Below are 3,801 nucleotides of genomic sequence, written 5' to 3' on the forward strand. Positions count from 1 at the left end.
CAGACGACCGGCGGCGGCGTCTACAGCTCCGGGCCGCTCGCGATCGAGCGGTGCACCATCACCGGCAACACGGCCTCGACCGGTGGCGGCGTCTACAGCGATTCCTTCAACGTGCCGGTGGACGCCACGATCGTGGACAGCACGATCACCGACAACCACGCGACCGTCGAGCACGGCGGCGGCATCATGCTCTACGGCGGCAACGCCGGTGGGACGACGACGATCCGCGGCGCCACGATCGCCGGCAACGATTCGAAGGTCTCGGGCGGCGGCGTCGCGCTCGCGGGGCTCGACGGCACGGTGAGCCTGACCAACTCCACCGTCAGCGGGAATCGCTGCTTCTGGTACTACGGCGGCGGTCTGTCGGACCTCGGGCGATGGACGATCGCGCTTCGCAACGTGACCGTGACCGGCAACCGCAGCGAGGACGCGGGCGGCACCAACGGCGCCGCCGGCGGCGTCTCGCTCGACGGCACGAGCACGCTGACGATCGCCAACACCATCATCGCCGGCAACACGGCCCCCGCCTTCGCCCCCGACTGTTATGTGAGCACCGCGACGGTGGTCTCCGCCGGCCACAATCTGATCGGCGATCCGGGCGACAACGGCACCGGCGGCACGTACTGCGGCCTCGCCGGCACCGGCGACGTCGCCGGCGTCGATCCGCTCCTCGCCGCGCTCGCCGACAACGGCGGCCCGACCGCGACCCACGTACCGCAGGCCGGTAGTGCCGCGATCGACGGCGGCAATCCAGCCGGCTGCACGGACGAGAACGGCGCGGCGCTCGCGACCGATCAGCGGGGGACGCTGCGTCCCGTCGATGGCGACGGCGACGGCGACCCGCGCTGCGACCGCGGCGCCGTCGAGGCGCAATGACACGCGTCCTCGCCGCGCTCGCCTTGGCCGCGACGCTGCTCGTCCCGCCGACCGCACGTGCCGGGGACGCGGAGCTCATCGCGCGCGCCCTGCCTCGCCTCGTCCATCGCGGCGGGCCCTTCCTCGCGCACACGCGCATCGTCACGGTGACGTTCGCAGCGGACGACGCCGCGCTCGTCCGCCACCTGGCACGCTTCGGCGACGTGATCACCCGCAGCGGCTGGTGGCGCACCGTGACCGAGGGCCTCTGTGCCGCAAACGGGGAGTGCATGGGAACGGGGCGACCGGGGCGTCACGTCGTCCTCGCGGACGATCTCTCCGCCGAGCTGCACGCGACCGCGCTCGCGGCACTCCTCGAACGGGCGATCGCCGCCGGGACGCTCGGCGCGCTCGACGACGACACGCTCGTGCTCGTCTATCTGCCCGCCGGGGTCGCACTCCGCGACGCCTTCGTCCCGCGCTACTGCGGCGGCGGCCCCCGCGGCTTCCATCGCGCCCTTCGCCTCCCCGCACAGACCCTGCCCTACGCGGTCGTCCCGCGCTGCGGCGACGCCGCCGACCTCACCGCGACCGCGAGCCACGAGATCCTCGAGGCGGCGACCAACCCCGACCCGTCGCGGCGCGGCTTCGCGTTCGACGGCGGCTCGACGACGGCCGGCTTCACCGCCGCCGGCGTCGAGCCGGTCGACCCGTGCGGCCTCCTCACCCGCGCCGGCCACCGCACCACGGCCGACGGCTTCGTCGTGCAGCGCGCCTGGTCCAATCGCGCCGCCGCGCGCGGCATCGACCCGTGCGTCCCGGATCGAAGCGACCGGCCCTTCCACGCCCTCGTCCCGGCCCAGCCGACCATTCGCCTGCGACGACCGGGCGAGCGCGCAACCGTCGTCGTGACTGCGGCCGCGTCGCAGCCGACGGCGCCCTGGGACGTCGCAGCGATCGACCTCACCGGCGAGCAGCGCGGCGCGCGCTACCTCGACGTCTCCCTCGACCGCACGCGCGCCGCGGCGGCGGACGTGCTCACCCTCACCATCGTCGCGCGTGCGGTCCCGCCCGGCGAGCTCGCGGTCGTCGGTCTCGTCTCGCGCGACGGGACAACGCGGGATCTCTGGCCGCTCGCGGTCGTCATGCGGTGATCCGCGGCGCACCTTTCCATCTGTGCACCGACGTCACGAAGCGACGTCGTTCGTAACGGGCACCGCCGCGTTCAGCGCAGCACCCAAGGGACCGCGATCCGGAACTCCGTCTCGTAGGCGCAGGTCGTCCCGGTGCTGATGGTCGTCGAGAGGTAGCGCGCGAGCGGGCGATGGTGGGCGGCGATGCGCTCGATCGCCGAGCGGATCGCCCGCGTCACGTTCAGCCGGGCGCGCTCCTGCGGCGATCCGGCCTTGCGCGCTCGCCCACCGAGCCCGACCGCCGAAGCGAGCTCCTGCAGGATGAAGTCGATCTCGTCCTGCACCTTCGCGGCTCGGCCCTCGTCGTTGAAGGCGCGCGCCCGCTCGAGGTCCTCGTTCAGCTCCACGAGCCGGCGTCGGTACGAGGCCCGTGCCGGGGTATCGAGCACGTCGCTGCCGTCGCCCGGCTCGCCGGCGCGCAGACCGCTCTCGCGCGCCTCCGCCGCGCTCGCGCGCCGTGCCTCCGGATCGGCGCCGAGCCCCGCGAGCTCGCTCGCCGGCACGCGCTGCCCGGCTGCCCGAGCAGCGTCGCCAAGTACACGAAGCCGCGCGAGCCGCGGAGACGGAAGCGCTTCCCCTGGTACGCGATCGTCCACACCTCGCCGTCGCAGCGAAACACGTTCGGCGCCGTCATGGCGTCGCCGCTGAAGCGCTCGAGCGTGCCCTCGGAGCGGTCGACCAGGACGCCCATCGCCGCGTGGTAGTCGCGCAGCACCGCCATCACCTCCTCCGGCTCCGCCGCCTCCGCGAAGGCCGTGAAGCCGCGCAGCGCCGCCGCGAGGACCGTCACCTCGGCGCGATGCGTCCGCAGCGGGTCGGCGGCGTCGCCCGCGACCAGTACCTCGGCGACCGCCGGCGCGAAGAAGCGCTTCAGGCGGGTGAGCCGTTCGAGCTCCTCGACCTGCGCCCGCACGCGGGCTTCGAGTCCGGCGTTCAACCGCGCCAGCTCCGCGGCTCGTCGGAGTCGGCGGGTGCCGAGACGAGGGTCGCGAGCTGAGGCTCGAAGCGGGCCGGCAGCGCTGCCGAAGGGCGGCGGGTCGCCATCGCGCCGGAGGGTAACGGCGACCGCGACGGGATGCCATCACGGCGGCGAGTGAACATCCGTTCATCGGTCGTGAACGCCCACGTGACCATGAGACGCCGCCAACGCCTCCACTCCGCCCTCTGCTTGCTTCTTCTCTCGTGGGTCTGCGCGGCGTCGCCGGCGGAGGCCTCGAAGTGCAACGCCGTCAAGCTCCTCGCGACGGGAAAGCGGACGGCCACGGATCTCGCATGTCACGCCAAGGCCGTCGCCAGAGGCAAGCCCCTCACCGCCGACTGCGTCGCTGCCGCGGTCGCCAAGCTGCCCGCCGCCTTCGCCAAAGCCGAGACGGCCGGCGACTGTACGAGCACCGGGGACGTCGAGACGTTCGCGGCGAGCGTCGCGGGGCTCGTTACGGACGTCACGACACGGCTCGGCGGGCCCGGCCCGAGCGCGTGCACCGCGCTCAAGCTCAAGGCCGCCGGCAAGAGAGCGGCCACCCGGCTCGGGTGCCAAGCGGCCGCCGTCAAAAAGGGACGGGGCGCCGCCGTCGACCCGAAGTGCAGCACGAAGGTCGAGCACAGCTTCCTCGCGGCGTTCGCGAAGGCCGAGCGCAAGGGGGATTGCCTCGCCGGCACCGGCGACGCACCGGCGGTCGCGACGCTCCTGGATGCATTCGCGCACGGCCGGCGCGCGATCGTCGCACCGCCGGTCACGACGTGCAGTCCGCTC

Annotated in this window: 5 protein-coding genes; 3 read left to right on the forward strand and 2 right to left on the reverse strand. The window is 73.7% G+C overall.

The genetic code is table 11. The annotated features are described in order from the left end of the window. On the forward strand, positions 1-876 hold an 876-nt coding region (locus IT293_04850; protein MCC6763974.1), incomplete at its 5' end, for a hypothetical protein. Then, positions 873-2,009, forward strand: a complete 1,137-nt coding sequence (locus IT293_04855; GenBank protein MCC6763975.1) for a hypothetical protein — start codon at positions 873-875, stop codon at positions 2,007-2,009. The genes IT293_04850 and IT293_04855, both read left to right, overlap by 4 nt. Before the next feature lie 71 nt (positions 2,010-2,080). On the opposite strand, the gene IT293_04860 is transcribed toward IT293_04855, so the two are convergent. Both IT293_04860 and IT293_04865 read right to left on the reverse strand, forming a co-directional pair. Further along, on the reverse strand, positions 2,081-2,395 hold the full coding sequence (locus tag IT293_04860) for a hypothetical protein (protein MCC6763976.1): 315 nt from the start codon (positions 2,393-2,395) through the stop codon (positions 2,081-2,083). Further along, complete coding sequence (locus IT293_04865; GenBank protein MCC6763977.1) at positions 2,386-2,994, reverse strand: hypothetical protein; 609 nt, start codon at positions 2,992-2,994, stop codon at positions 2,386-2,388. The genes IT293_04860 and IT293_04865 overlap by 10 nt, the downstream gene beginning before the upstream one ends. A gap of 186 nt (positions 2,995-3,180) precedes the next feature. On the opposite strand from IT293_04865, the gene IT293_04870 reads away from it, so the two are divergent. Then, the coding region (locus IT293_04870) for a hypothetical protein (protein MCC6763978.1) at positions 3,181-3,801 on the forward strand (621 nt) is incomplete at its 3' end.

It is taken from the genome of Deltaproteobacteria bacterium, assembly GCA_020848745.1.
In the GTDB taxonomy this organism is placed as follows: Bacteria; Desulfobacterota; Binatia; order UTPRO1; family UTPRO1; genus UTPRO1.

Excerpts from the sequence above, each read along its gene's own strand:
- IT293_04855 (MCC6763975.1), top strand. The coding sequence starts at position 873 with ATGACACGCGTCCTCGCCGCGCTCGCCTTGGCCGCGACGCTGCTCGTC.